General features: G+C 64.3%; 20 protein-coding genes and 1 tRNA gene. 18 read left to right on the top strand and 3 right to left on the bottom strand.

What is annotated here, in order from left to right:
- Window positions 1-138: 138 nt before the first annotated feature.
- Together XH88_RS38005 and XH88_RS38010 are read left to right on the top strand one after the other, a co-directional pair.
- Window positions 139-1536 (top strand): hypothetical protein, encoded by a 1398-nt coding sequence (locus XH88_RS38005; RefSeq protein ID WP_271673275.1) that lies wholly within the window; start codon window positions 139-141, stop codon window positions 1534-1536.
- 92 nt (window positions 1537-1628) lie between these two features.
- Complete coding sequence (locus tag XH88_RS38010) at window positions 1629-2009, top strand: hypothetical protein (RefSeq protein WP_271673276.1); 381 nt, start codon at window positions 1629-1631, stop codon at window positions 2007-2009.
- Here XH88_RS38010 and XH88_RS38015 read toward each other — a convergent pair.
- A complete protein-coding gene (locus XH88_RS38015; protein ID WP_271673277.1) occupies window positions 1969-3528 on the bottom strand; it encodes a glycoside hydrolase family 17 protein in 1560 nt (519 codons plus the stop codon). The genes XH88_RS38010 and XH88_RS38015 overlap by 41 nt on opposite strands.
- Window positions 3529-3859: 331 nt before the next feature.
- Between XH88_RS38015 and XH88_RS38020 the strand changes: the two genes are divergently transcribed.
- From XH88_RS38020 to XH88_RS38035, 4 genes are all read left to right on the top strand, one after another.
- A complete protein-coding gene (locus XH88_RS38020) occupies window positions 3860-4456 on the top strand; it encodes a beta-1-3, beta-1-6-glucan biosynthesis protein (RefSeq protein WP_271673278.1) in 597 nt (198 codons plus the stop codon).
- A 212-nt stretch (window positions 4457-4668) separates the two neighbouring features.
- Window positions 4669-7338: a glycosyltransferase gene (locus XH88_RS38025; RefSeq protein WP_271673279.1), complete on the top strand. Its 2670-nt coding sequence runs from the start codon at window positions 4669-4671 to the stop codon at window positions 7336-7338.
- A gap of 272 nt (window positions 7339-7610) precedes the next feature.
- Window positions 7611-7686: transfer RNA gene (locus tag XH88_RS38030), tRNA-Lys, on the top strand.
- Between the two features lie 856 nt (window positions 7687-8542).
- A complete protein-coding gene (locus XH88_RS38035; protein WP_271673280.1) occupies window positions 8543-9178 on the top strand; it encodes a methyltransferase in 636 nt (211 codons plus the stop codon).
- A 437-nt stretch (window positions 9179-9615) separates the two neighbouring features.
- Here XH88_RS38035 and XH88_RS38040 read toward each other — a convergent pair whose 3' ends face one another.
- Complete coding sequence (locus tag XH88_RS38040) at window positions 9616-10290, bottom strand: hypothetical protein (RefSeq protein ID WP_271673281.1); 675 nt, start codon at window positions 10288-10290, stop codon at window positions 9616-9618.
- 262 nt (window positions 10291-10552) lie between these two features.
- On the opposite strand from XH88_RS38040, the gene XH88_RS38045 reads away from it, so the two are divergent.
- The 3 genes from XH88_RS38045 (at window position 10553) to XH88_RS38055 (ending at window position 11449) form a co-directional block, all read left to right on the top strand.
- The gene (locus XH88_RS38045) at window positions 10553-10723 is read left to right on the top strand and encodes a hypothetical protein (RefSeq protein ID WP_271673282.1); all 171 of its coding nucleotides are present in this window, start codon (window positions 10553-10555) and stop codon (window positions 10721-10723) included.
- A gap of 77 nt (window positions 10724-10800) precedes the next feature.
- Window positions 10801-11040: a hypothetical protein gene (locus tag XH88_RS38050; RefSeq protein WP_271673283.1), complete on the top strand. Its 240-nt coding sequence runs from the start codon at window positions 10801-10803 to the stop codon at window positions 11038-11040.
- Between the two features lie 118 nt (window positions 11041-11158).
- Complete coding sequence (locus XH88_RS38055) at window positions 11159-11449, top strand: hypothetical protein (protein ID WP_271673284.1); 291 nt, start codon at window positions 11159-11161, stop codon at window positions 11447-11449.
- Window positions 11450-11464: 15 nt separating this feature from the next.
- Here the strand turns inward: XH88_RS38055 and XH88_RS38060 are convergent, their stop codons facing one another.
- Complete coding sequence (locus XH88_RS38060; protein WP_271673285.1) at window positions 11465-12385, bottom strand: LysR family transcriptional regulator; 921 nt, start codon at window positions 12383-12385, stop codon at window positions 11465-11467.
- Window positions 12386-12491: 106 nt separating this feature from the next.
- On the opposite strand from XH88_RS38060, the gene XH88_RS38065 reads away from it, so the two are divergent.
- From XH88_RS38065 to XH88_RS38105, 9 genes are all read left to right on the top strand, one after another.
- Entirely contained in the window at window positions 12492-12815 is a 324-nt protein-coding gene (locus tag XH88_RS38065) for a Dabb family protein (RefSeq protein WP_271673286.1), read from the top strand.
- The gene (locus XH88_RS38070; RefSeq protein ID WP_271673287.1) at window positions 12812-13900 is read left to right on the top strand and encodes a maleylacetate reductase; all 1089 of its coding nucleotides are present in this window, start codon (window positions 12812-12814) and stop codon (window positions 13898-13900) included. Before XH88_RS38065 ends, XH88_RS38070 begins: the two co-directional genes overlap by 4 nt.
- Window positions 13897-15273 (top strand): amidohydrolase family protein, encoded by a 1377-nt coding sequence (locus XH88_RS38075; RefSeq protein ID WP_271673288.1) that lies wholly within the window; start codon window positions 13897-13899, stop codon window positions 15271-15273. The genes XH88_RS38070 and XH88_RS38075 overlap by 4 nt, the downstream gene beginning before the upstream one ends.
- A 19-nt stretch (window positions 15274-15292) precedes the next feature.
- Complete coding sequence (locus XH88_RS38080; RefSeq protein WP_271673289.1) at window positions 15293-16195, top strand: NAD(P)-dependent oxidoreductase; 903 nt, start codon at window positions 15293-15295, stop codon at window positions 16193-16195.
- A 15-nt stretch (window positions 16196-16210) separates the two neighbouring features.
- On the top strand, window positions 16211-17095 hold the full coding sequence (locus XH88_RS38085) for an intradiol ring-cleavage dioxygenase (RefSeq protein ID WP_271673290.1): 885 nt from the start codon (window positions 16211-16213) through the stop codon (window positions 17093-17095).
- A gap of 61 nt (window positions 17096-17156) precedes the next feature.
- Window positions 17157-18551, top strand: coding sequence for an FAD-linked oxidase C-terminal domain-containing protein (locus XH88_RS38090; protein WP_271673291.1), 1395 nt, complete (start codon window positions 17157-17159; stop codon window positions 18549-18551).
- On the top strand, window positions 18548-20074 hold the full coding sequence (locus XH88_RS38095) for a sugar ABC transporter ATP-binding protein (RefSeq protein ID WP_271673292.1): 1527 nt from the start codon (window positions 18548-18550) through the stop codon (window positions 20072-20074). Before XH88_RS38090 ends, XH88_RS38095 begins: the two co-directional genes overlap by 4 nt.
- Window positions 20067-21017 carry an ABC transporter permease gene (locus tag XH88_RS38100; RefSeq protein ID WP_271673293.1) on the top strand — a complete coding sequence of 317 codons (951 nt, stop codon included), beginning with the start codon at window positions 20067-20069 and terminating at the stop codon, window positions 21015-21017. Before XH88_RS38095 ends, XH88_RS38100 begins: the two co-directional genes overlap by 8 nt.
- Window positions 21014-21991, top strand: coding sequence for an ABC transporter permease (locus XH88_RS38105; RefSeq protein ID WP_271673294.1), 978 nt, complete (start codon window positions 21014-21016; stop codon window positions 21989-21991). The genes XH88_RS38100 and XH88_RS38105 overlap by 4 nt, the downstream gene beginning before the upstream one ends.
- Window positions 21992-22005 lie beyond the last annotated feature (14 nt).

Below are 22005 nucleotides of genomic sequence, written 5' to 3' on the forward strand. Positions count from 1 at the left end.
GGGCGCGAGCGGGTATCGCCGGAACTTGTCGCCTTGCTACCCCCGCAAACGCCCGGAATTCAAGTGCGCGCGGGTTTTCCTGTTAATGTTCCCTGATTGATTCGGGGGAAGCCGGACAGGGCTGGGCATTCAACGTTCATGGCAAAGGATTCCGATCCACTGGCGGATGCCTTCGGCGACAAGGAGACCGGCGGACTGTTCTCCGGACTTTTGGCCGAGGAAAGCGCGTTCGATCGCCGCCTGCTGTGGCGGTTGGGCTCGTGGGGTGTGGCGGCCGTCGGCGCCGTCGTGGTCGCCGTGATGGCCAACCAGGCCCAACTCGGCTGGCGCCGCGATCAGGTCGCCTCAGCCGATCTCGCCCGCCAGGCCGACCGGCTCCAGACTCTGACCAAGGAAAGCCAGCTCGAAGCGCGCCGGCTCACCTCCGCCATCGAAACGTTAAACGCCGATCGCGACCGGCTCTATGCGCGCGTCACCGTGCTCGAACAAGGGCTCGATTCCGTCACCGGCGCCATCGCCAAGCAGGCCGCAACATCGCCACAGGGACCCGGGTCGAAGCCGCAGGACACGCCCGCCGCCGCCGCGCCGCCCGCGGCTCCGGCACCTGAAGTTGCGCCGGTCGCCTCGACCGCCGCCTCGCTGGTCGACAGGCCGCGCACAGGCGCCGGCAAGGAGACCAAGGAAAACGCGAAGGACAATCCGAAAGAGGCTGCCAGGCCTCAGCCGGGGCCACCGCCGCAGACTGCTTCCGCCGCTTCGCTCGTTCCGCAGTCGCCGGTGACGACGTCGGCGCTGCCCATTCTTCCGCTGGTGCCCTCGAAGTCGATCATGGCGCCGCCCGATCCCGCCGCATCGAAGCTGATTCAGCCGGAATCGAGTGACAAGGGCACCGAAAAGCAGCCCGAGCCGCCGCATGTCCCGGCCGAAGTCGCTGCCGTGCCGGCCAAGCCGGCGGACGCCGGTGTCGCCGAACCGCCTGCCATTGCGGTCCAGCAGACGCGCTTTGCAATCGACCTCGGCGGCGCAAATTCGATCGACGGCCTGCGCGCACTCTGGCGTGGCCTCTCCAAATCCAATCCCGAGATCGCCGCACTGCGGCCGATCATCATGATCAAGGAAGGCAACACCGGTCTCGGCATGCACCTCCGCCTGGGCGCTGGCCCCCTGATCAACGCCGCCGCCGCCGCAAAAATCTGCGCGAGTCTCGCCGAGAACGATCGCCATTGCGAGACCACCGTGTTCGACGGGCAGCGCCTGTCGATGCGCGGCGGATCGGAGAAGGCGCAAGAAAAGTCTCAGGACCGTGTTCAGGAAAAGAACGCGGAGAATAATCCCGACGCGGTACCGCAAGCCGAAACCGCGCCCGCGCCGAGCGCAAAGCCCGAGAAGCCGCAGCGACGCCGCAGCTACTCGTCCAAGCGCTCGTCGAAGCGCGAGGAGGCCGCGCCGCCACCCGCTGCGCCGGCGGCGGGCGCCACACCCAAGCCCGAGACGGCATCGGCGAGTTCGACGATATCGTCGTTCTTCAGGCGATAGGGGCAACCGCCAACGGCCCTGCGACGGCGGGTTAGACCAGAAAATCGACTTTGCCGGTTGCTCCCACTCCCCTTCCCGACCATATTGCCCGCATGACAAAAAAGCCGTTCCGCCTCACGCCCTATCAGGTGCAGTTTCTCATCGTCGTCGGTTTCGTCACCGTCGGCTGGGCGCTCTATGTGCGCTATCTCGCGATCGAATTCTCGCAAGTTGCGCTGGCCTGCGATGCCGGCCTGCAGACCATGATCTGCAAGGCGCGCTCGGTGACGACGTCGCTGTTCAAGAATTCGGTGTTCGGCATCGTTGCGCTAGTGATCGCGACGCTGAACCTGATGCGGCCCTCGATCGTGCTGCTCACGCTTGGCGTGGTGGCAGCCGGCCTCGGCATCGTGCTCTACAACATCGTGCTGTCGGGCCTTGCGATCGGCCTGCTCATCCTTGGCTTTGCTCGGCCCGCGCCCGCCACAGCGTAAGCGCGAACAGGAAATAGATCGCGCAGGTCCACATCGCCTGCCAATTGTCGCGGCCTTCGTTCAGAAACACGTAGGCCGCCGACAGCGCGAGCAGCCCCGCGAACACCGCTTCGGCGATCGGGCGCAGGCCGATCTGAGGACGATTCAGCATCAGCAGCGCGAACGGCACCACGGCCATCGTCAGCGAGGCATAGGGGAAGTCGCGGTAGCGCGGATCGAACACGAAGCCGAGCGCGGTCTCGGCCGCGATCACCGCCGTCACCGCCAGGGTCAGGCACAGCACGGCGGAGAGCTTCGACCATTTCCGGCCCTCGCGTGGACCGAGCAGATCGAGGAAGGTCGGCAGGCTGCGGCCGATGACGAGCGCTTGCGCGCAGAAGATCGGCGACAGGATGCCGGCGAGCAGCAGCGCACCCCATTGCAGCCAGCCGCCCCAGCCGTAGCTCTCGTAGTACATCTTGTCGGCGGCGATCCCGAGCAGGATGCCCCCTGTTGTCGCCGAGATGCCGACGCCGAGCCAGGCCGAGAAGCGCGGCGTCCAGGGACGGCGGCGCAGCGTCAGGCCGGCCACCGCGAACACCAAGACGCTGAGGCCCATGCCTGATCCCATGTACCATTTCCAGAACGGGAAATTGCTGATCGGCTCGCCCGGCGGATATTTCAGATGGCGCCGCACGGAATCGAGCAGGCCCCAATAGCCGCCGACGGTGCCTTCGAGGCGCCGCTTCCACGGCTGGTCATAGGCCTCGATCAGGTTGACGCGAAACCTCTGCGACTTCGCCAGCGCCAGGATTTCCGAGACGACGCGCGCCTGGTTGGTACGGGACGGCAGCGCGCCATCGCGCATGCGGCCTTCGCTCGGCCAGCCGGTCTCTCCGATCAGGATCTCCTTGCCGGGAAACGCCACCGCCATGCGCTCGCGGATCGCCTCGACATGGGCGGAGGCGAATTTCGCCTTCACCGGCATATCCTCCCAATAAGGCAGGATGTGAATCGTGACGAAGTCGACTGCGTCATAGACCTCGCGGTTCTTCAGCCAGTATTCCCAGACATCGGCATAGGTCACGGGCACGGTGACCTGCGCCTTCACCGAACGGATGATCGCGATGAGATCCTGTGTCGTCATCTCTCCGCGCAGAAGCACCTCGTTGCCGACGACGAGCGCGGAGATGGTGCTGGGAAATTCCTTGGTAAGACGGATAGCGGTCGCCACCTGGGCAAAATTCTTGGCGCGGTTGCTGCCGAGCCAGATGCCCTGGATCACCTTTAGCCCGCCGACCTTGGTCGCGACCGCCGGCACCTGGTCGAGGCCATTCTCGATCGAGTAGGTGCGGACGCAGTCGGTGATCTCTTTGAGCTGGCGCAGGTCCTGCTCGATCTGGTCAGCCTCGATGTGGGTCCACGCGTTCAGCGGCGTCTGCTCGCCGCGGAACGGCGCATAGGAGACGCATTGGACCTTGTCATTGGGATCGATGGGCGCGCGTGCAAGCGTGATTGGCGTGGCCAGCCACCACCACACGGCAGCAATTGCACCCAGGGAGACGAGCAGGAGCGCCAGTGGCGTACGAAGAGAAATCGGTTCCGTCCTCCGCGAAGGAGCCGTCGATTACCTGCTCGCACGCCGTCTGCCAAGGGGGGGCGCGGCGCTCGCCACGCCATCTCCCCCGACGAATGAACCTGCGGCCGTTCGACCGGGACCTAGGATCGTGACTTTGCTGGACAAAAATCCAAATACAGGTCATGGCATTCCGCAGGGCTTTTCCGCCGCATTGGAGACCCATTTGGACGCCATCACCGTCGCGTCCGCGAGGTTCCTTTCCGCGGGCGGTCATTGAGAAATTGGGGAATTCATGCGGCGACGGGTGTTCGAGTCACGAAATGCGGTCCTGCGGCAGTTCGCCGCCACTTTGGCCGTCTCCTCCCTTGTGCTGCTGGCCAACCTCGGCGGCGCCTCCGCCCAGAGCGGCACCCCGGCTCCCGATCAGGGCAAGACTGCGGTTCAGCCCGCTGACGCCGCCAAGGAAGCAACCGCCCAGAACCAGCGCCGCACCGACGAATTCGCCGAAGCCGCCCAGGCGATCAACGGGCCGGCCGGCAACCCCGAATGCGTCTGGCTCGGCCGACGCGTGGTGCGGCTGATGTGGCGGGATGACCTCGATACCGCGTTCCGCCATCTCGACCTCTACGACCGCTTCGGCTGCCCGGGCGGCCACATCCAGGCCGCGTTCCGCTGCCTGACCCGCTTTGGCGCCCAGATCGATCCCAAGGTCGCCGAGACCCTCGACAGCCGCGTGCATGCTTGCTGGATCAATCCCGCCGCCCAGCCGCAGCAGGCAGCGGCTGCGGCCTCCCAGCCGGCGGCGCCGACATCGGGCAATGCGCAGGCTGCCCAGCCGGCGGCGAACCCGGCGCCTGCGGCGAGCCCCTCGCCCGCGCCTCAGAAATAGCTACGGTCGTTTCAGCCTCCGTTCAGGAACGATCGGCGATAGAGCCGGTTGGCACTGCCACGCTTCCAAAATGCCGTGCCCTCATAAGGACATGAGGCCATGACAGTTGTGAAACCGCGCGGCAGAGGTATGCTCCCTTTGCCGCGGACTTGGTCGGATCTCGGGGTCGGATCCGCTTCCCTGCCCCCTCAGCCCCTTTTGGTTTAGCCGCGATGCGCGTTGTCGCCGCCGTTCTGTTGCTCATGTCCGTGCTCCACGCCGGCATCTGGGGAGTCCTGCGCGACAAGGAACCCGCGCCGGACTTCAAGGGTCTGCTGCCCAGCGTTTCCTATGCACCGTTTGAAGGCTCAGCCCATCCGGACATCGACAACATCCCGACCATCGAGAAAATTCGCTCCGACCTGAAGACATTGTCGACGATGACGCGCGCGATCCGCCTCTATTCGTCGACGGGCGGCGTGGAACTGGTGCCGCCGATCGCGGCCGAGTTCGGTCTCAAGGTCACCGTCGGCGCCTGGATCGACAAGGACCCGGATCGTAACGAGCGCGAGATCAAGGCCGCCATCGAGCTGGCCCGCAAGAACAGCAACGTCAACGGTGTCGTCGTCGGCAACGAGGTGATCTACCGCGGCGAGCAGAAGGTCGAAGACCTCATCGGGATGATCAAGAAGGTGAAGAGCGCGGTGCGCGTGCCTGTCACCACCGGCGAGATCTGGAACATCTGGCGCGACAATCCCGATCTTGCCTCCAACGTCGACTTCATCGCCGCCCACGTTCTGCCCTACTGGGAAAACTTCCGCTCCGACCAGGCCGTCGACCAGGCCGTCGACCGCTACAACCTGTTGCGCAACCTGTTCCCGGGCAAGCGCATCGTGATCGCCGAGTTCGGCTGGCCGAGCCAGGGCTACAATCTGCGCAACGCCGACCCTGGTCCGTTCCAGCAGGCGCTGACCTTGCGCAACTTCGTCAGCCGCGCCGAAGCGCTCGGCATGGAGTACAACATCGTCGAAGCGATCGATCAGCCCTGGAAGTATTTCGAAGGCGGCGTCGGTCCTTACTGGGGCATCCTCAACGCCAACCGCGAGCCGAAATTCTCCTGGACCGGCCCGGTCGAGAACCCTGATTATTGGAAGCTGATGGCAATCGCGCTGCTGGTCGGCATCCTGTTGTCGCTGCCGATCCTGCGTCTTCAGCAGCCGACCGCCAAGCAGGCCTTCCTGCTGTCGGCCGCCGCCAATGGCGTCGGCGCCTGGGCGGCGACCGTGTTCGCGTTCTGGAACAACCACTATTTCATCTTCGGCTCGGCCTTCGCGCTGACCCTCGGCATGATCCTCCTTGTTCCGCTTGTCCTCATCGCGATGGCCCGCATCGACGAGATCGCAGCTGTCGCCTTCGGCCGGCCGCCGCAGCGGCTACTTTCCAAAGGCAAGACGATCGAGAACGTACCCGAGAATTACTACCCGAAGGTCTCGATCCATGTCCCCGCCTATTTCGAGCCGGTCGAGATGCTGAAGCAGACGCTCGATGCCTTGTCACGGCTCGACTATCCGAACTACGAATGCGTGGTCATCATCAACAATACGCCGGACCCCGCGTTCTGGCAGCCGATCCAGGACCATTGCCGCGCGCTCGGTGAACGCTTCAAGTTCATCAACGCCGAGAAGGTGCAGGGTTTCAAGGCCGGTGCGCTGCGCATCGCCATGGATCGCACCGCTGTCGATGCCGAGATCATCGGCATCCTCGACGCCGACTATGTCGTCGAACCCGACTGGCTGAAGGACCTTGTGCCTGCTTTCGCCGATCCGCGCGTTGGCCTGGTGCAGGCGCCGCAGGAGCACCGCGACGGCGACCTGTCGATCATGCACTACATCATGAACGGCGAATATGCCGGCTTCTTCGACATCGGCATGGTCCAGCGCAATGAGCTCAACGCCGTCATCGTGCACGGCACGATGTGCCTGATCCGCCGCGCCGCGATGGACATGGCCGGAGGCTGGTCGAGCGACACGATCTGCGAAGACTCCGATCTCGGCCTTGCGATCCAGGAGCTCGGCTGGACCACCCATTACACCAATCACCGCTACGGCGCTGGCCTGCTCCCCGACACCTATGAGGCCTTCAAGAAGCAGCGTCACCGCTGGGCCTATGGCGGCTTGCAGATCGTGAAGAAGCACTGGCGCCGCTTCCTGCCTGGCGCGAGCCGACTCACCCCCGACCAGAAGCGTGAATACGGCCTCGGCTGGCTCAACTGGCTCGGGGCCGAAAGCCTCGGCGTGGTCGTGGCGCTGCTCAATCTCGTCTGGGTGCCCATCGTCGCGTTTGCGGACATCGCCATCCCCGACAGGATTCTGACACTGCCGATCATCGGCGCCTTCATCGTCTCGTTGGCGCACTTCCTGTCGATGTACCGCGCCCGCGTCGCGATCAAGCCGGGCCAGATGCTGGGCGCGATGATCGCCGCGATGAGCGTGCAATGGACGGTGTCGCGCGCGGTTGCGCAAGGCCTCATCACCGAGCACATCGCGTTCGCGCGCACGTCCAAGGGCGGCCTCAGCAGGATGTCGATCGAGTTCCAGGCGTTCTGGGAGGCTGTGATCGGCACCCTGCTCCTGGTCGGTGCCGGCGTGCTGATCGCCTCCAACAGCTCCAGGCAGATCACGGAGATCTACATCTTCGCAGGCGTCCTGGTGCTGCAAAGCCTGCCGTTCCTGGCCGCAGTCGCCATCGCCATCCTCGAGCTTAGCCGCATCAACTCGTTCCAGTTCTGGCGCGACAGCGCGATCCGCACCGCCGAGCTGATCGGCTTGCGCCCCGTGGCGCTACCTACCCCCGCCGGCACCGCCCAGCCGGTGCCAAGCGAGGTGCGGCGCGAGGCGAACTGAGATCGACGTGGAGGACGACGAGGCGCCAATCGGGTTGAAAATCCTCGGTTAAACACCGGAAACCCCGGACGAATCCCCGCCTCTGGCGCGATCTTCGGCAGCCGCGTGCGCTATTGACCTCAGCGCCCCATCCCCCTACACAGCGCGGGCCGAAGCATGATCCGGAAACAGCCGGTTTTCCCCGCGACGCAGGCCTAAGCGTAGCGGCAAGACATGCTTCTCGAATGTCCGAAGACGATGGCGATCAACCGTAACGCCATCAGCGGCCATGGGAGCGCGTAGCTCAGCCGGTAGAGCACGTGACTTTTAATCACGGGGTCCTGGGTTCGAGCCCCAGCGCGCTCACCAAAACATACTCCAAAAACAATAACTTGCACCAAGATCTAAAAAATCTCCCGTGTACCGCCCGATTTTGTGCACGAGATTGAACCGCTTGGTCCTCCTGATCCCAGACTCGGCCCGACTCGCATTTTTGGGCACGACAACGAGCAACTTGAGTTCGTGGAAAGCAAAGCCGCAGCCTGCTGGGCGCGTGCAGATCGCCAAAGGCGACTGATGGATTCCTTCGCCGCTGGTTCGACCGCGGGAGGTGGTGCTCGACAGGGCGCGCGAGGTCGCACGAACGGCTCGGGATGAAATGTAGGCGGCGCCACTGGCCAAGTCTCAACGATCGGATTGGCCCAGACCGCCTGAGCGGCAATCATTCCCTTCGCCCTTCTCTTCAAGCCAAAAAGAGGAACAGCGCGGCAGCATTGGAGCCGACCAAGAGAACCGTGCCTGCAATCGTGAGCCCGAGAAACATGTCACTTGGAGAGGGAGCTTTCATCACGCTGTTCCCGTCAGGGATGCCTATGCTTTTCATATCCGGAGTGCTGCGCTTTCGAAATTCGGGACGGTTGCTTAAGGGCCTCTACGGAATCGCAGGACACATCTTGGCGGCGCTCGCCCTCGCCTCGAGTTCGGCCCGTTATCCGTTCATTCGGCGAAGCCGTCACTTAAGGGCGCGGTGGAATTGGTCGCGCGCCGGCGATCACACTCCGGGCGGCTGGCGAGCGTCACGCGCTGGTTTGACAAGCGGTGGTTGCGCGGGCAACGTTGCGCCAACGACCTGCAAAGACACGACAGGCCCATGAGGATCCTAAATCAGCTCGAGCACGAGTTCGTTCGGCCGCTGTTGCGGAGGATACGACCTGCGAAGCGCGTCATGCTCGGCGGGATCACCGTCGAGTATAAGAGCGAGCTTGATGGAGGCGGCATCGAGTTCGGCCAGGACTTCATTCCGTTCTTGCGCTCCCGCGGAATGCCGAAACAGACGCGCCTCTTCGAGTGGTGCGCCGGGCCGGGGTTTATCGGCTTCTCGATGTTGGGACACGGTCTTTGCGAAACCTTGTGCTTGGCCGATATCAACCCCGCCGCGGTTGCGCGCTGCCGAAATACAGTCCGATTGAACCACCTGGAGGATCGTGTCTCGGTTTACGAATCCAACAACCTACGGAGCATCCCAAAAAGCGAGCGCTGGAACCTCGTGGTCAGCAACCCGCCTCACTTCATCGACCAGTATGCAGGCGACATCCGCGCGCATGACCCCGATTGGGCGATCCACAAGGAGTTCTTCAACACGATCCACTCTCATCTGGCCGACAATGGCGTGATCATTCTTCAGGAGAATAACCGCGGTTCGACGGTCGCGACCTTTCGCCAAATGATCGATGATGCAGGGCTTGAAATTGTGTTCACTCACGGCGACCACAAAGAGCGTACACACGAGAGCGCGTTCTATTTCATCGGCATCATGAAGAAGGGCGCCGTCGTTCCCATGTGGGCGGCTGACGCAAGTTAGCAGATCTTGCCGGGGCGTTCGTTGCGTGAAGTTGGTTTGCGGCGTCGCTTCGCGAGAAGCCCCCCGTGACGGTCACTTCAGTACAATCATATCAACCCTGCGGCATGGCAGGCACCTGTAGGCGTACACCGCTGGCAGGTTTGCAATTTCTGGCAGTGTCGCAAGATAGTCCATCGGGCGTCTGCATTCGGAGCAGATGAGGACCGGTGGATTATCCTTGGTGCTGCCGCTCTTCATGCTCGCACACTCACGCGCGCGGCAACATAGGATTGGCGGGCGGAGGGTACACCTCCGGTCAAATACCGGAACCTATCGAAATTCGGCAGAAGCAAGGAGATCGCGAAAGGAACGAGCCTCCGGAGAACGCAAGCAGCAGGCGCCGGCCGAGGTTCGATGAAACGACCAGGGCCCTGCAATCCGATCGGTTCGTCGCGCCTTCAGCTTTCCGGGGCTGGCAATGTCGCCGGTGCACTCAACGGAGCGCCTCCAACCGAAACCGGTCCGACGGATTGCGGCTCCCGGACCATCCGCTTGCGCAACGCCGCGGGCAGTCCATAGCGAGCATGCGCTCTCCGAATGGAGGACGTGACGTCCGACATCACCGCGCTTTGAAGGGAATCGATCTTGGCGATCAGCGTCGACAGCTGTGGCGATATCTTCTTCACATCGCTCCGTTCGTCCGTGATGCTCTGGCGAAGAGAGACGAGGACGGTCGAATCCTGCTGCCGGAGAGCCGTATTCTGCTGCAAGGAGGTGTTGATCTCTTGCAGAGCGGCGGCCTGCTGCTGCTGGGCTGCCTGTATCTCCTTGAGGGCGGCAACAATAGGATCCGGTTTCGGCGCAGAATTTTCCCGGTCCGGAATCAGTGCAGCCAAGCGGCTGATGTTCGGCGATGCAAGATCAAATGGCGATGTATAAATGGCCGCCGCACCGTTGATGGCCAAGGCACATACCGAAAATACCAGGATCGATTTTCGGCTGGAGGGCCTGGCAGGTGCTGGAGCTTCCGCGGCTTCAGGCTCGGAGTGGGATTCGGATGCTGCGGCGGCAAGTGCTGCGGCGTCGAGATGCTCGGCAAAGCACAGCGTGTCGGATGTCGTGGTCATCTGCATTGACCTCATGAGCGAGCAAAAGGAGGCCGTCGCCGGAACGTCCTCGCGACGCCTCCTTTACGCAGCACTCACTTACACAACTGTCTAAAATTGTGAGCATTTCGGATTAATTCCACGTTAGCGTCGTGGCTGCGTGGGCACCCCGGCTGACTACGGGTGCCATGTGGTGGAACTGGAAGCGGGATTGGCCCGTTTCCAAGCACGACAAAGCCGCAGACAACCCCATCAAAAAGTGTAAGATTCAGAAAAATGGAGGAGCGGCATGTTTGAAATCACCGGTTTCGACACGGCAGGCGTCGTCAATCTCAAGCGGGAGTCACTTGCCGCGGCCCTCAAGAAGGCCAGGGAATTGATCCAGGACGGGTGCCACGACGTGCAGATCGTTGATCCCAATGGCCGGGTCTACACCTCCTTTGAGGAGCAGGCAGCCTAGCCGAACCCGCTTCCATCGAGCGCAGCGTTGAGCCGCCAGCAACCGGGCGCTAGAGTGAGCCTTTTTAGGAGGCTCATTTGAAACAGGTTATTTTCATCGCAGCCATCGCGCTGCTTGCCGCTGGGCTCGCCCGATCCCAGGCTCTGGTCGATCCCAGCAAGGTTGCGCCCGAATATCGTGAGGCGGCCGAAAAGCGCCGCGCCGAGCAGATCCTTCAGCGCGAATGCGCTCTGAAAGCGGATCTCGAAAAGGTGCTGCCGCGAGATCGCACCGTCTATCTGAATCATTGCCTGGAAGCGATGGCCGCCAAACCATAGCAGTCCCCGCGTGCCTGCACGCAGTGCGTGCAATCAGGCCCGCAACCGGGTTTCAGGCTTTCTTCAGACGTTGGGCCCACCGTGGCCGCCGATTTCCAATAGTGATTGTTGTCGGCGCATGAGCTCCGTCCAGATCCAGTGCACGCGTTGCAAGACGATATTCCGCGACCGCGCGGGACGGTTGCAGGACGGCTATTCCAGGCAATGTCCCTGTTGCGAGGTGGTGCTGTTCTTCGCCGACGACGCGCAGCATCCCTTCATCAAGCGCGCGATGCGAAGCGCGCGGCAAGTCCGCAAGGAGCTGCGCGAGGCCGAGGCGGTCAGGCTTGCTGCTCCGCAGGAAGAGCGGGTGGCGCCGAGATCGCGGTCCTCGGTCGGCCGAGGGCGGGTGCAGGGCCGAACCGAGTAGTGCCCGGCCGTCCGCTCAGGTCGCCTCGATCCAGATGCCAGCGTCGGAATGCGCTCGAATGTGGTCAACCAGAAAGTCCGAGAACACTCTGATCTTCGCCGGCAGCCTGATGCGGTTCTGGTAGGCCACGTTCATCGTGAGCAACGGCAGATCCCAATCCGTCAACACAGGCACGAGCCTGCCGGCCGCGATGTCGCCCTGCACGATGTAGAGCGGCTGGATCAGGATGCCGAGCCCCGCGCGCGCCGCGCCGCAGATGATCTGGCCGTCATTGCTGTCGAGCGTCGGCGCGATCCGGACAGTCTGCGTCGTGCTGCCCTTGCTCAGTCGCAGCGAATAGGGATCGTTGGCTAGGTTGTAGACCAGCATGTCGTGACGCGCGAGGTCGGCGGGATGCGCGGGGATTCCGCGCGCCGCGAGATAGGACGGCGCGGCTGCCAGCACGCGACGCATCTGTCCGATGCGGCGGATGATGATGTTGGAGTCGGGCTCTTGCTCCCGCGTGCGGATCGCCACATCGATGCCGGCCTCGATGAAATCAGGATAGCGGTTGGCGGCAATGATCTGGACGTCGAGCTTCGGATAGAGCCTGCGAAACGCCGGCAGCATCGGCGCCATGTAGATCATTGCAAAGGACAGTGAGCTCGTGACGCGCAGCATGCCCTTGGGCGACAGCGCGCGATCACTCACGGCATCCTCGGCTTCAGCAAGTTCGTTCAAGAGCGTGCTGCAACGCTGCAACAGCTCCTGCCCGGCCTCGGTCAGCCATTGCCGGCGGGTGTTGCGCTCGATCAGACGAACCGCGAGCCGCTCCTCCAGCGCACTGAGGTGGCGGCTCGCGGCCGCGTTCGACATCCGCAAGAGCTCGGCGGCTTTGGAGAGGCTGCCGAGTTCGGCCGTCTTGGAAAACACCTCGAGTTGGAGAAGACGGTCCATTTTTCCTCATTCCGGAAAAGAGACTTACGATTTTTGACCTTTATTTCCGATTTCTGCAAGGCAAAATGGCCCGAACAAGCAAGATGCAGGCGAGGAATTCCGGGAAATGTCGGGTCCGATCAAGCACATCGTGATGTGGCGGCTGCGCGGGGAGACCGCCGCAGAGCGCCTGGCGGCACGGACCAAGGTCAAGACCCTGTTCGAGGGTCTCAAGGGGCGGATCGCCGGCCTGACACACATCGAGGTCGGGGTCGATATCAGCGAGGTCGATTATGCCTGCGACGTTGTCCTCGTCTCCGAGTTTACCGACAGCAACGCCTTAAAGGCCTACGCCACCCATCCGGAACATCTGCGCGTCAGGGAGGAGCTCGGCGACTTGCGGATCGGACGTTTCCAGGTCGATTATCCCATCATAGAGACCGGCGCATGATCGGTTCATTCACCTTCGAAAATCTGCCCTGCCGGGTCGTGTTCGGCAGCGGGACGCTTGCCGCGGCCAAGGCCGAGGTCGAGCGGCTCGGCGGCAAGCGCGCACTGGTGCTGACGACGCCGCAGCAGGAAGCGCAAGGCAAAGCGCTGGGCGCTGCCCTCGGCCCGCTCTATGCCGGCATCTTCGCCGGCGCCACGATGCACACGCCGGTCGAGGTGACCGAGCGCGCGATCGTGGCGATGAAGGCGTGCGAAGCCGATTGCGTGGTCGCGCTCGGCGGCGGCTCGACGACTGGATTGGGCAAGGCGCTGGCCTTGCGCACCGGCGTCAACCAGCTCTGTATTCCCACCACCTATGCCGGCTCGGAGATGACCCCGATCGTCGGTCAGACCGAGAACGGGCTGAAGACCACCGTGCGCGATATGGCCGTGCTGCCGGAGACGGTGATCTACGACGTCGAGCTGACGATGACGCTGCCGGTCGGCCTTACCGCGACCTCCGGCATCAACGCCATCGCCCATGCGGTGGAAGCGCTTTATGCGCGCGATACCAATCCCGTCACCTCTCTGATGGCGGAAGAAGGCATCCGCGCGCTGGCGCGTGCCCTGCCCGCCATTGCCGCAAAGCCTGACGATCGCGCCGCCCGCAGCGATGCGCTGTACGGCGCCTGGCTGTGTGGCGTGTGTCTTGGCACCGTCGGCATGGCGCTGCATCACAAGCTTTGCCACACGCTCGGTGGCGCGTTTGACCTGCCGCATGCGGAGACGCACACCATCGTGCTGCCGCATGCGCTGGCCTACAATGCGCCCGCGGTCCCCGAGGCGATGACGCGGATCGCGCGCGCAATCGGGGCTGCGGACGCATCGCAGGGGCTGTTCGATCTCGCCAGCCGCCTGGGCGCGAAGGTCGCGCTGCGCGATATCGGCATGCCCGAGAGCGGCATCGACAAGGCGGCCGACCTCGCCGTCACCAACGCCTACTGGAATCCGCGCCCGCTCGAGCGCAATGCCATCCGCGACCTCATCGCGCGCGCCTGGGCCGGCGAGCCGCCGGTCGCCGCCAAAGCTGCGGCGTGGCCACGATGAAGCGTACCCTCATCCAGTCAGCAACCATCATCAGCATGGACGATCGCATCGGCGATCTCAGAAATGCCGATGTGCTGGTGGAAAACGGGCGAATTGCCGAGGTACGTCCGGGCATCGAGCTTGGTAGCGGCGCGGCGGAGACCGAGATCATCGACGGGCGCGGGCGCATCGTCATCCCCGGGCTCATCAACGCGCACATGCACACCTGGCAGACGGGCTTGCGCGGCTTTGCTGCGAACTGGACGCTGCTCGAATATTTCCGCCGCATGCACGCCGGGCTGGCTACCCTGTTCACGCCTGATGACATCTACATCGCCACCCTTGTCGGCGCGCTGAATCAGATCAATTGCGGCGCCACCACGCTGGTCGACTGGTGCCACAACAATCCGACGCCTGCCCATACCGACGCCGCTGTGCGGGGGCTCATCGAAAGCGGCATCCGCGCCGCGTTCTTCCACGGCTCGCCGAAGCCCGAGCCGAAGCCGGGCGAGCCGCACTTTTCGGAGGTGCCGCATCCCCGCCGTGAGATCGAGCGGCTGCTGGCCGGCCCCCTCGCCGACCGCAACGGCCTCGTTACGCTCGGGCTTGCCATTCTCGGTCCGCATTATTCGACGCTCGACGTGTCCTTGCATGATTTTCGCCTGGCGCGGGAGCTCAGCCTGATCGCCTCGATGCATCAGGGTGGCGGTCCCGCAAAGACGCCGGGCGGCTGGGAGAAGCTGATCGGGACTGGCCTGATCGGGCCCAACGTCAACATCGTCCACGGCAACGACCTGCCCGACGATCTCCTGCAGAAGCTGATCAATCTCGGCGTCACCTTCTCGGTCACGCCCGAGAACGAGATGATCCAGGGCCACGGCTTTCCGATCACCGGACGGCTACTCAAGCGCGGCGTGCGCCCCACCATCGGCATCGACCTGGAATCCGTTCTGGCCGGCGATCTCTTTTCAGCAGCTCGTGTGGCGCTGTCGATGCAGCGCGCGCTCGATAATGCCGAAACGCGCAAGAGCGAGGGGACGATCCCCGCGACGACCACGATTCCCGTGCGCGAGGCGCTGGCCTGGGTCACCACCGAAGGGGCACGCATGCTCGGCCGCGAGAGCCAGATCGGCTCGCTGACGCCGGGAAAACTCGCAGATCTCGTGATCATCAATGCCGACGACCTGAACCTATTCCCGGTCCACGACCCCGTCGCCACTGTGGTGATGCAGACGAGCCTTGCCAACATCGAGGCGGTCATGATTGGCGGCGTCTGGAAGAAACGGAACGGGGAACTGCTGGTGGACCGGCTGGAGGCGAAGAAGGAGCTGCTCGCGCAATCCGGCCGGCGGCTGGTGCGAGACATCGAACGACAAGGGCACGCCGCGGGATAGCGGCCAACGGACAAGAACAATGACTGATACAAGCAAACAGGTCGCCTTCATCGGCATCGGCAAGATGGGCCTGCCGATGTCTCAACTCGTCGCCAAGGCCGGCCATGCCGTCATCGCCTTCGACCAAAGCGCAGCGCGGCTCGACGAGGCGCGCGAACAGGGCATCGCGGTCGCAAGCTCTCCGGCTGACGCGGTCAACGGCCGTCGCGTGGTCATCACCTCACTCCCCGACGATGCCGCCTTGCGCGCCGCAATGCTTGGCCCGACTGGGTTGATCGGCGTGATGGCGCCCAGGGCAATGCTGATCGAGACCAGCACGGTCAGCGCCGAAGCCTCGGCCGAGGTCAATGCCGCCGCGCAAGCCTGCGGCGTCGCCTATCTCCGGGCCCCCGTCTCTGGCAATGCCAGCATCGTTCATACCGGCGCGCTGAGCTGCTTCGTCTCCGGCCCCAAAGACGCGTTCGAGAGCGCCAAGCCGCTGTTTGCGAGTTTCACCCGTGCGCAGACCTATCTCGGCCCGAACGAGGAAGCACGCTACGCAAAGCTGGCAGTCAATCTCATGATCGCAGTCTCGGCCGCTATGATGGCCGAGAGTCTGGCGCTGGCGCGCAAGGGCGGCATCGGCTGGCAGGACATTCTGAAGGTGCTGGACGAGAGCGCCGTTGCCTCCCCCATGGTGAAGTACAAGACTGCGCCGCTGCGCTCCCGCGACTTTGTCTCGAGCTTCTCCTGCAAGCAGATGGCCAAGGATCTTGACCTCATCCTGGGCGCCGGCCATGCCGTCGGCGTGCCGCTGCAGCTCGCAGCCCAGGTGCGCGAGACCTATGGCGCGCTGGTCGCGCAAGGCGATGGCGAGACCGACTTCATCGCGACCGTGAAGCATCTGGAACGGCTGTCCGGCCTTGGTGAGCCCAAATTCTGATCGACGGAGGCAGAATTGCGTAACTTCAGCGAGACCAACATCACCGAAGCCGTGCTCGAGCGCATCGCCGGCGCCAGCGATCCGCGCATCAAGCAGGTCAGCGAAGCCCTGGTGCGTCACCTCCACGCCTTCGTACGCGAAATCAGGCCGACCCAGAAGGAATGGGAATACGGCATCGACTTCCTGACCCGCACCGGCCACATGTGCGACGACAAGCGACAGGAATTCATTTTGCTGTCGGACACGCTCGGCGTGTCCATGCTGGTCGACGCAATCAACCATCCCCTGCCGGATGGCGCGACCGAGACCACCGTGCTCGGCCCGTTCTTCGTCCAGGCTGCGCCCGAGAAGCAGAACGGCGACGACATCTCCGGTCCGATGGAGGGCGATCCCATCATCGTCACGGGCTCGGTTTCGACCTCAGACGGCAAGCCGCTCGCCGGCGCCGTGGTCGACGTCTGGCATTCCGACAACGACGGCTATTACGACGTGCAGCAGCTCGACGAGATCGGCGAGCTCGCGATGCGCGCGCGCTTCCACACCGACGCCAACGGCCGCTTCCATTTCTGGTCGATCAAGCCCGCGGCCTATCCAATCCCTCACGACGGCCCAGTCGGCGAGATGCTGGAGGCGCAGGGCCGCCATCCCTGGCGTCCGGCGCATGTGCATTTCATGATCTCCGCGCCCGGCTTCGAGCAGCTCGTCACGCATGTGTTCGTCGCCGGCGATAAATATCTGGACAGCGACGTGGTGTTCGGCGTCAAGGACAGCCTGATTCACGATTTCGTGCACTGCCCGCCTGGTCGTGCGCCTGACGGTCGCACGATGGCTTCAGCCTACTACCATCTCAACTATGATTTCGGCCTGAAGCAGGCCGCAAGCAACGCACGGGCCGCGTAGGCCAAACGTCGAATCGACGGACTGACAACAGTTCGCGACAAGAACGAAGACGGGAGAAACGATGGGACCGCGGGTCGACAGTGCGGCTTTGGCCGAACGCCTCACGGGCGTGATCGGTCCGCGCGCGACCATCGCGCGCGGCGTGCTCGACCAGCATGGCCAGAGCGAGTCCTATTATCGCGCCCTACCCCCTGACATCGTCGTGTTCCCTGAGACGACGGCGGAAGTCGCCGAGATCGTCAAGCTCTGCGCCGGCGCGGGGATGCCGATCGTACCGTTCGGTGCCGGCACCTCGCTCGAGGGCAACGCCTCCGCGGTCGCCGGCGGCGTCTGCATCGACTTTGCGCGCATGAACAAGGTGCTCACGGTCCACGACAGCGACATGAATGTCGTGGTCCAGCCCGGCATCACCCGCAAGCAGCTCAATGCGGAGCTGCGCGGCACCGGCCTTTTCTTCCCGATCGATCCCGGCGCGGACGCCTCGATCGGCGGCATGACCTCGACGCGCGCCTCCGGCACCATGGCGGTGCGTTACGGCACGATGAAAGACAATGTCATGGCGCTGGAGGTCGTGCTGGCGGACGGTCGCGTGATCCGTACGTCGCGTCGCGCCCGCAAATCCGCCGCCGGCTACGACCTGACGCGGCTGTTCGTCGGCGCCGAAGGCACGCTCGGCGTCATCACCGAAATCACGCTGAAGCTGCATCCGCTGCCGCAGGCGATTTCGGCGGCGGTCTGCAGCTTCGACACCCTGCACAATGCAGTCGATACCGCGATCGGCATCATCCAGGCCGCCATTCCCGTCGCCCGCGTCGAGCTGCTCGACGACGTCATGATGCGCGGCATCAATGCCTACGCCAAGCTCGGCTATCGCGAGGCGCCGACGCTGTTCTTCGAATTCCATGGTACCGAGGGTGCGGTGGCCGAGCAGGCAGAGCTGGCGCAGGCGATCGCCGCCGAGCACGGCGGCCGCGGCTTTGAATGGGCCAAGGCAGCGGAAGACCGCAGCCGGCTTTGGCATGCCCGCGACAACACGCTCTATGCCGGACTCGGCCTGCGCCCCGGCGCGCGCGCCGTCATTACCGATGTCTGCGTTCCTATCTCACGGCTGGCGGAATGCCTGACCGACACGCGCCGCGACGCCGACGAACACGGCTTCACCGCGCCGATCGTCGGCCATGTCGGCGACGGAAATTTCCACATGCTGATCCTGGTCGATCCCGCAAAGCCGGAGGAGATCGATGGTGCCAAGGCGCTCCAGGCCCGCATGGTCGCCCGCGCCATCGCGATGGACGGCACCTGCACCGGCGAGCACGGTATCGGACTCGGCAAGATCGGCTATCTCGCCGACGAGCTCGGCGAGGCCGTCGACATCATGCGGTCGATCAAGACCGCGCTCGATCCTGATGGATTGATGAATCCCGGCAAGATCTTCGCAAGCGGAGCGCAGGCATGAGCACCGCCGCGCCTGACACTGCGTCCCCATCGCCGGTGCCGCTGCTCCAGCTGCGCGGCATCAGCAAGGAGTTTCCCGGCGTCAAGGCACTCGACGACGTCTCATTTGCGCTCTATCCCGGCGAAGTGCACATGCTGCTCGGGGAGAACGGCGCGGGCAAATCGAGCCTGATGAAGGTGCTGTGTGGCGCCTACAGCGCCGATGCCGGCGAATTCTTCTACAACGGCGAGAAGGTCACGATTTCCTCGACCGCGGACGCGCAGAAGCTCGGCATAGCCGTGATCTTCCAGGAATTCTCGCTCGTCCCCTATCTCGACATCGCGCAGAACATCTTCCTCGGCCGCGAGCCGAAGGGACGCATCCCCGGCACCATCGACCGCCGCAGGATGCTGACTGACGCCAAGCGACTGCTCGACACGATCGGCTTCGACATCGATCCATCCGTCGTCGTCGACACGCTCGGCGTCGCCCAGCAGCAGATGGTCGAGATCGCGAAGGCCATCAGCCAGAACGCGCGCATCCTGGTCATGGACGAGCCGACCGCCGCGCTCTCCGACCGCGAGACCGAGCTGTTGTTCGCGCTGATCGCGCGGCTGAAGGCCGACGGCGTCTCCATCGTCTACATCTCGCACCGCATGGCCGAGGTGTTTGCGCTCGGCGACCGTATCACCGTGCTGCGCGACGGCCGCCGCATCGACGGCGTGCGCCCGGCCGACGTCACCCCCGATCAACTCGTGCGGATGATGGTCGGTCGCACCGTCGACATGACCTATCCGCGCAACTTCGCCGACAAGCCCGGCGAGGTGCTGCTCGAGGTCAAGAACCTCACCGCACCGAGCGGCATCTCCGACATCAACATCGAGGTTCGCCGCGGCGAGATCGTCGGCCTGTGCGGCCTGGTCGGATCCGGCCGCACCGAAGTTGCACGCGCGATCTTCGGCGCCGATCCGATCGCCTCGGGCGAGATCGTGTTCGACGGCAAGCCGATCTCCGGCGAGCCTGATATCGCCGCCCGCCGCGGCATCGCGCTGATCCCGGAGAGCCGCAAGAGCGAAGGCCTCGCGCTACTGCGTTCGGTCGGCGACAATCTCGTGGTCTCGGCGCTGCGCAAACTGTTCCCGAGCGGGCTGTTCGATCCGCGCAGCGGCCAGCGCACGGCCGACGGACTGATCCGGCAGCTCCGCATCGCAACTCCGAGCGCGCGGCAGATGGTCGGTCTGCTGTCGGGCGGCAACCAGCAGAAGGTCGTGATCGGCAAATGGCTGGCGGCCGGCGCAAAGCTCTTCATCTTCGACGAACCGACCCGCGGCATTGATATCGGCGCCAAGTCGGAGATCTTCGCGCTGATCGACCGGCTGGTCGCCGAGGGCGCGGCGGCGCTGATGATCTCGTCCGAGCAGATCGAAATCTGCCATGTCTGCGACCGCGCCTATGTGATGCGCGAGGGCCGCGTCGCGGGACATCTGACACGAGGCGAGCTGACCGAGGAGAACATCGTGCGATTGGGGATGCATCATGCGTGAGGCCGCGGTCGTATCTCAGTCCAATCCGCTCCAGCGCATTCCCGGGGTTGCCATCGTGCTGGGCGCCCTGATCGTGCTGTTCGGCGCGATCGCGCCCGGCTTCCTCACCCCGGCCAACCTCTCCAACGTGCTGGTGCAGTCGACCATCCTGACCATGCTGGCGCTGCCGATGACGCTGATCATCATGACCGAGGGCCTCGACCTCTCGATGGGCGCGGTGCTGACGCTGACCTCGCTGTGCGTTGCCATCGTCTCGCTCGCGACCAAGTCGATGCTGCTCAGCCTCGGCGCCGGTGTCCTGGTCGGCGCCGCCTTCGGCACCGTCAACGGCTGGCTGGTCGCGATCCTGGGCATCCCGCCCTTCGTTGCGACGCTCGGCACGCTCGGCATGGCGCAGGGCCTGTCGCTGATCGTCTCCGACGGCCAGAGCGTGGTCGGCATCCCCCACAGCGTCCGCGACATCTATTCGGCGACGCTAGCAGGCATCCCCCTGCCGATCGTGCTGGCGCTGGTGACCTACGCCGCCTTCCACGGCCTGCTCTATCACACTCGCTTCGGCACTTATGTGTTCGCGCTCGGCGGCAACCGCGAGGCGCTCCGCTATGCCGGCCTCTCGCCCGACCGGCTGTTGATCGCGGTCTACGCGCTCGGCGGCATCATGGCCGGCATCGCCGGCCTCCTGATGACCGCCCGCATGAATTCGGGGCATCCGACCGCGGGCCTCGGGCTCGAATTCGATGCGATCGCGGCGGTCGCAGTCGGGGGCACCTCGTTCGAGCGCGGCAATGGCTGGCTGCTCGGCACGCTGCTCGGCGTCCTCGCCGTCGGCGTGCTGCGCAACGGGCTGAACCTGATCTCGCTGCCCTCCTCGGTGCAGGTCGCAAGCGTCGGCGTCCTCGTCATCGTCGCGCTGTTCCTCGACGGCCTCAGGAGCCGCACATGACCGACATTACCAAGGAGGCCCTGTCACCGCCCCGCTCCTTCCTGTCCCGGGACGCGATCCAGCTGTTCTACCGGCTGCTCGCCGTCCTGTTGATCTGCGCCGTGCTGGCGATCTTGAACGGCTCGTTCCTGAGCCTCGGCAATATCCTCAACGTGCTGCGCCAGGCGAGCCTGACTTTCTTCATCGCTTCGGGCCTGACCCTGGTCGTTCTGACCGCCGGCCTCGATCTCTCCGTCGGCGCCAATGTCGCGCTGTCCGCCTGCATCGCCGGGACGGTAATCCACACCACGGGATCACCGGCGCTTGGCATCCTGACGGGCCTTGCCTGCGGCGGCATCGTTGGCCTTCTCAACGGCATCATGGTGACGGCGCTTCGCATCCCCTCCTTCATCGCCACCTACGGCATGCTCTGGGTGCTGAACGGACTCACTTATTGGTACATGGCAGGCGAGACGCTGCACGGCTTCCCGGCGGGCTTCCGCCAGATCGGCAGCGGTTATTTGTTCGGCCTGCCGATCCCGGTCTATCTGCTGCTGGTGTTTCTCGGCATCGGAACACTGTTTGCGCAGCGCACGATCTGGGGCCAGGAGATCTATGCGATCGGCGCCAATCCGGTCGCGGCCCGCCTCTCCGGCATCCCCGTCACGCGGAGGCTGCTGCTGGTCTACGCAGTATCAGGCACCATGGCCGGGCTCGCCTCGATCATTTTCCTGTCCCGTCTCAATTCCGCCGAGGCCGACATCGGCGAAAGCCTGACGCTGCCGGCGATCGCGGCCGTGCTGATTGGCGGCACCTCGCTGTTCGGCGGCGTCGGCACCGTGTTCGGCACCTTCATCGGCGCGCTGATCCTGACGCTGGTGCTGAACGGAATGAACCTGCTCTCGGTCAGCGCCAATTGGCAGCCGCTCGTCACCGGCATCATCGTGATCCTGGCGGTATGGCTCGACATGAAGACCCGCCGCCGCGCGCAATGAGTTCTCAAGCAGTC

Origin of the sequence: Bradyrhizobium sp. CCBAU 51627 (assembly GCF_028128765.1) — a bacterium.
Taxonomy (GTDB): Bacteria; Pseudomonadota; Alphaproteobacteria; order Rhizobiales; family Xanthobacteraceae; genus Bradyrhizobium.